This is a genomic window from Lentilactobacillus sp. TOM.63 (assembly GCF_030361045.1).
GTDB classification, from domain to species: Bacteria; Bacillota; Bacilli; order Lactobacillales; family Lactobacillaceae; genus Lentilactobacillus; species Lentilactobacillus dabitei.
Genome location: NZ_JAUCAP010000109.1, coordinates 1 through 6,253 on the forward strand (window position 1 = coordinate 1; position 6,253 = coordinate 6,253).

At 42.4% G+C, this 6,253-nt stretch carries 5 protein-coding genes and 1 riboswitch; of the genes, 3 read left to right on the top strand and 2 right to left on the bottom strand.

The genetic code is table 11. The features are described from left to right. Positions 1–354: 354 nt before the first annotated feature. Positions 355–3,315 carry an MMPL family transporter gene (locus QUF07_RS12995; protein WP_289427815.1) on the top strand — a complete coding sequence of 987 codons (2,961 nt, stop codon included), beginning with the start codon at positions 355–357 and terminating at the stop codon, positions 3,313–3,315. A 192-nt stretch (positions 3,316–3,507) separates the two neighbouring features. Here the strand turns inward: QUF07_RS12995 and QUF07_RS13000 are convergent, their stop codons facing one another. Both QUF07_RS13000 and QUF07_RS13005 read right to left on the bottom strand, forming a co-directional pair. Next, on the bottom strand, positions 3,508–4,203 hold the full coding sequence (locus QUF07_RS13000; RefSeq protein ID WP_289427816.1) for a TenA family protein: 696 nt from the start codon (positions 4,201–4,203) through the stop codon (positions 3,508–3,510). A gap of 12 nt (positions 4,204–4,215) precedes the next feature. Further along, positions 4,216–4,812 (bottom strand): ECF transporter S component, encoded by a 597-nt coding sequence (locus tag QUF07_RS13005; RefSeq protein WP_217162592.1) that lies wholly within the window; start codon positions 4,810–4,812, stop codon positions 4,216–4,218. Between the two features lie 136 nt (positions 4,813–4,948). After that, positions 4,949–5,043, bottom strand: a riboswitch (TPP riboswitch). Between the two features lie 208 nt (positions 5,044–5,251). On the opposite strand from QUF07_RS13005, the gene QUF07_RS13010 reads away from it, so the two are divergent. Together QUF07_RS13010 and QUF07_RS13015 are read left to right on the top strand one after the other, a co-directional pair. Beyond that, the gene (locus tag QUF07_RS13010; protein WP_217162591.1) at positions 5,252–5,728 is read left to right on the top strand and encodes a hypothetical protein; all 477 of its coding nucleotides are present in this window, start codon (positions 5,252–5,254) and stop codon (positions 5,726–5,728) included. A 15-nt stretch (positions 5,729–5,743) separates the two neighbouring features. Further along, positions 5,744–6,067, top strand: coding sequence for a magnetosome magnetite crystal formation protein family (locus tag QUF07_RS13015; protein WP_217162590.1), 324 nt, complete (start codon positions 5,744–5,746; stop codon positions 6,065–6,067). The last annotated feature ends 186 nt before the right edge of the window (positions 6,068–6,253 follow it).

Genomic DNA, 6,253 nt, shown 5'->3' on the forward strand with positions numbered 1-6,253 from the left:
CATACTTAATTAATAATTCTATGGTACTCAAAAAGACGTCTACGAAGTAGACGTCCAGTTATTTAGTGCTTACGTTTAAGCCAATCTGCCTTGTTTGACAATTCGGGGTAAGAACTATTTTTCGTTTTCTCTGATTTGGCAGGTTTGAAACGGCCAAAATCATGTTAAAATGTAGTATGTATCTATTTGGCTTTAAAAGAAGCAGTAACTGCAATTATTGATTTCACTTAACTTTAAGATTGTAATCGATGCTCGTCAATCACGGTGATTATCACCCTTTTTGTCATGTTTTTGTAAGTGCTCAAATTTAAATCAGGTTACACAATAGTTTGTTTTATGGAAGGAAGAGAATTGATGCGTAATTTCAGAGAAAAGCACCTGCTATCTCTCATCATCTGGATTGGACTGGTATTAATTGCGGCATTTACCCTGCCAAACATTTCCCAGTTGGTCCGTGATAAGGGAAGCGTCCGCCTACCAGCAACCGTCCAAAGCGAGGTTGCCCAAAAAATTCAGAAAAAATCTGAAGGCGGCAAGAATGTCCGAACTTTAATCGCGGTCTTTAATAATAAGCACGGTAAAATCACGGACGAACAGTCATTGCAGATCGGCGACTCCGTTCGAGCCATTCGCAGTGATACCAGTCTACATATCGTGAGTGTTACGAGTGCCGGTGACAATGAAGCAGCCAAAAAGCAGCTGGTTTCAAACGATGGCACTACCGAAATGGTCATGATCACCGTTCCCAGCAAGTACAAGGTTAGAGGTCAGACCAATGAAGTCCTCAACAAAATTAAGACACCCGGGATGCGAACCTACGTTACCGGTAGTGATGTCTTAAATGAAGACTTCTCGGCAACAACCGAAAAAGGACTTCAAAAGACCGAAATTATTGCCGCAATTTTTATTTTTATTGTCTTAATCATCGTCTTTAGGTCATTGCTCATCCCAATCATTTCACTATTGACCGTTGCGGTATCCTACCTGATTTCTCTCAGTATTGTCATGAACCTGGCACAGCGCTATGGCTTCCCAATTTCCAACTTTACCCAAGTCTTCTTAGTCGTGGTTCTCTTTGGAATTGGGACTGACTATAATATCCTGCTGTATGACAGGTTTAAAGAACAGATTAAACAAGGGCAAACGGCAGTCGCGGCTGCCAAAACTGCTCAACGCCATGCTGGTAGAACCATTCTCTATAGTGGTTCTTCAGTGTTAATCGGATTTACTGCCCTGGCTCTGGCAAAATTCTCATTCTATCGTTCTGGTGTCGGGGTTGCCGTCGGGGTTGCGGTCCTATTAATGGTTCTGCTCACCCTCAACATGTTCTTCATGGCAACCTTGGGTGAAAAGTTATTCTGGCCAAGTAAAAATCTGGCCGCCCATGACCGCAGCGTCGTTTGGCATTTTCTATCCAAATTTACAATTTCCCACACGTTTGTGATGGTCGGCATCTTAATCATCGCAGCTATCCCGCTATTATTCATGGGATCTCAAAAATTGAATTTCAATAATGCAGACGAATTGCCGAACAGCGTTCAATCCAAGGCAGGCTATAATCTCATTCAAGAACACTACCCTGCCGGAACCTCTGGACCATCTACGCTTTACATCGAAAATAAGAAACCACTCAATACCCAGCAGTATTTGGCCGAAATCGATCAATTAACCGGATACTTGAACTCGGAATCCGGCGTTAAATCTGTTACCTCAGTGACGAGACCAGGTGGAACTAAGATTGATCAACTTTATCTGAAGAGTCAGTTGAAAACTTTAACTGATGGTTTGGATCAAGCCAATTACGGAATCAAAAAGGTTCAAAAAGGATTGGACAGTGCCAACAAGAAACTTGCTAGTTCGGACACTTCTGCCAGCATCGCCCAGGTTGAGAAATTGGCTGATGGTGCCAGCAAGCTTCAATCAGGTGCCCAGCAGTTGAGTAACAGCCTATCAGCTTATACGTCTGGTGTTAACAGCTTGGCAAGCGGCTCTCAATCGCTTAGTCAAGGCGCTTCTTCATTATCTTCTGGTGTCGGTCAACTATCGTCCGGCAGTCAGACGCTCAACTCAGGCATCCAACAATTACAATCTAAGACCGCCCGTTTGAAGGCTCTTCGAAGTCGGGTTAGTCGTTTGGCCTCTGGTTCCAGTCGACTGTCATCGGGCATTAGCCGCCTGCATTCACAAGTCACGCCATTTTCAAGCGGTTTAAGCCAACTCCACAGTGGTGCAAGTCAACTTCAGCAGAACAGCTCATCACTCGTCTCTGGAGCTCAAAACATTGCCAGTGGCAGTTCAGAAGTCAATACTGGCGTTCAAACTCTGAGTTCAAAGATGAAAGCTCTCCAAACTCAAATGCAACAGCTCCAACAAGGCCTTTCTTCTGCCAATGCCGGCTTATCCAAAGTTAGCAGCGGTACCAATACTGTTAATGATTATCTAAAGGAAATGCAAAAGTCCTATCTGGGCAACACCTTCTATATGCCAAAGGCAAGTGTTAAGAGCCCATCCTTCACACCATCACTTGATGCCTTTATGTCCAAGGATCGTAAAATTACCCACATCACCTTTATTCTAAACAGTGATCCAAGCACCACTAAGTCCGCTAACCGGATTAAAACCATTACGCGCGATGTGAACGCCAAGTTGAAGGGTTCATCCTTAAACAAAGCCAAAGTTGCAATTGGTGGTCAAAGTTCTCAAACAGCTGACTTACAAAAGACCGCTAATGGGGACTTCCTGAGAACAGTTGTCATCATGCTGGTTGGAATTGGAATTGCGTTGATGTTTGTCACCCGCTCACTCGTTCAGGCATTGACGATTATCGGCACATTGATTGTGACCTACTTTGGTGCCTTGCAGATCACGCGCTGGTTATCTGGCTACCTTCTTTTCCAAAATATGCTTACCTGGAATACACCATTCTTTAGCTTCATCATGTTAGTTGCTTTAGGAGTGGATTACAGTATTTTCCTGATGATGCGTTATAGGGGTGATGCCAGCGCAATAACTGACGTCCGAATGCGGATTACGAATGCCGCAACTATCATCGGAACAGTGGTTATCTCAGCTGCCATCATTCTAGGCGGCACATTTGCCGCATTGATTCCTTCCAACGTGCTTACCCTGATTCAAGTCGCAATGACCGTTATCGTGGGACTGGTCATCTTAGTTATCACCTTGCCAATCATTATGAGTGCAATGGTTAAATGGACCTACCCATATGTCAACGACAAGATGTATAAAAAGTCGATTGAAGGTCAAGATAAAATGCGTCGTAGTAAGGATCCTGAAGCCAAAAAGGGAAATGATTAACCAAGCTGATGTTTAGCCTAACCCCGCTTAAGCGCGTATATATAGCAGGGCCAAGGTATTAGTCAGCAGCTTGTTTATAAATGTCATTTAGCTGACCATTGATATATTTATTGATCAATTTTGCGATAAATGGCTGATCTTCGCTATTTAAGGGCAAATCGCTTTTTATCCCAGTCTCGCGAGTTTAAATCATTATCTCAATGGCCGAGCAACTTTTTCTTGTTCTTGATCCAGTAACCATTGCTCATGGATCACGCACATATTCCAATATTGCAATTCGTATTCGCTACTGTATTGAAATGCCAGCCGCATTTTCTCGCGGCCCTTATCGTCCGTATTCTCTGCCAGATCATCAGTTAAATTGAGCATTTGCTGATTAACCGAGCCAAATTCTTCCGATGCACAAAAATCAATAAAATCTTTGTAGACTGGCTTAGTATTAAATCCTTTTTCAGCAATTTTACGAAACATCTCTGTATAGGTCCAATAACAGGGAACCAAGCTGGCCTCTCCAGCATCAATACCTTGCTGTTCAAATTGATAATTCATGTTAGTAATATAAGCATATGCCGTTGGCGCAACCGGCACCGAATCGATTTCTGTTTGTGTCAAGTTCAATTCATCATAAATTGGGCTGTGCTCGCTAATCTCGTTACAAACATCAACTAAGTGGGCTAACGAATCAGCGTGGGCTCGATTCGTCATTTTAGCCGCAATTTTTTGATGAAGGTCATAAAAAGCGACACAATATTTATTATCCTGAATAAAGTAATAACGAAATGCTTCTGGGGCCAAGGTACCATCTGTCAAACCCGTGATGAATGGACAATCAAAAATTTGTTGCCAAACTGAATTGTTTTCTTGTCGTAACTGCGTTGTAAATTTCATCCTTTTCCTCCGTTATTTGCTTAATTTACTGACATTGTTGAGTTGCAGCTTATCAAATACCCGATCAAAATTAAGGGTAATCAATTTCACCAAAACACCATCAAATACCAGGCTTGAAACCGTCGAAATCATAAACAGTGCAATAATCATCCCAGTCCCATAATGACTATATCCAGAAGTGAGGAAGCTGTAGCCAAAGCCTAGTAGGTTAGCGCCAAAAGCCCCCAACAAGCAGCTTGTCCACGAAAACTTCTGATAGCCATGCGGGAAAAAGCCAAGTTCATTGCCGACACCTTGCAAAAAGCCGACGACAACAGTCATAATGCCCCATTGAGCACCAAAGAACATTTCAACAACCGCAGCAAGTGTTTCGCCAATAATTCCGGCGCCGACCGTTGGAACAAAATAAAGACACAAAGGTGCAGAGATGTACCATAAACCAGAATACAAGCCATCGACAAATGGGCTTAACCCAGTTGGGGTCAGCGCAATTTTGGTCACATTGTACAAGGTGTCAACGCCGTAAAAATAAATTGCCCCACAGACAATCCCAATCAAAGTCACCGTAATAATCTGTCTAACGTCCCAGTGTGGTGATCGAATGTTCATCAAATATCCGCCTCGTTTCACTATTCTAAATTCTAACGTACCAACCAAACCGATTCTTCAGCTTACTTTATCTTTCCATTAAAAAAAGGACCTCCTCTACAAAAAGAGCGGTCCTTAGCCATGCAAAAATCGTCACAAATTGACTAATTGGTCTTCCTACGTCAGTACTAACTGATTCAGGTTCCATGGGTATTTCTCAGCCGGACTTATCCAGCACCCCAGACCACAGATTAAATTATTTGATCAAGGCCATTAAACACCCAACTAACACCGACTGTCAATCATTTTTTGAAATTCTTTTATTTGGAAGTCTTACCAATAAGCAACTCAATTTGACAATTTAGCCCGTTTAACGTTATAGTTTTTAAAGTTATCTAAGCTCAAATCTGATCACTGATTCTAATTACCCTTTCGAATTTTTCTGTTAGGAGCACTCACCTTGAAAAAACTCATTAAGCTCGCTTTAACCATTTTAGCCGGCGTCGCACTTGCCGCTACCAGTATCCAAGCGTCACCTATCTCAGCCCAAGCCGCAGATACTTACTACAAAGTTGGGAAGATCCATAACTACACCCCTTCAAGTTGGCGTGGGAACTGGTATTCATACGTTGATGGCAAAATGTGTGTCACCCATATCAATCAATACTCAGTTACCCAATCTTATAAAGGAAAGTCCCATACCCTCTTTAAAAGCACTTGGAAAGGTTATAAAAAATTAGCAGTCGCCAAAATCCAAGGCAGCAGTCGTTACACGTTTAACGCCTACGCTCAGCACGGTTATCAGAGCGACAGAGGCTGGGGAATCACTCATCGGACCATTAATGATCAACGGCTCACCGTACTGAGAGACTACTCGGCAATGGGTTCCTACGTTGACCTTTTCAGAGCGCCAGTTTACAAGTCGTATTCAAAATAAACGAGAGGAATTGACATGTCAGAAAACAAAGTTGTTAATGCATTATCATATTTGTCGATCGTCTTCGCCCCGTTCATCTTTCCATTCATTGTCTGGTTGATCAGTAAGGATAACCAAAACATGCATGAAACGGCAAAGCACGCCTTTTTATTGCATTTGATTCCAGTCGTATTATCAACACTCACATTTATGCTGGTGGGCATTATGGCAATTACGGTGGGCGATCAAACCCGATCTATCGCAATCCTATTCATTGTCCTGGTGGGGCTAGTCATCATTGTGGATATCGCAATGTTTATTTATAACTTGTATTTAGGAATTAAAATCTTAGTAAAATAATTCAGGTTGATGAAGATCTAAGGCATAGGTGCTCGCAAGCTGTTACCTATGATGCAAACAGCCCCAGTTAGAAGCTGACTTTTATCAGTTTTTGACCGGGGCTAATTTTAAAGGCTCTTCGTCAACTGTTGTTGGTGAAACTAAATTCGAGTTCTAATCACTTTGTGATTAGGGCTCTTTTTGTTT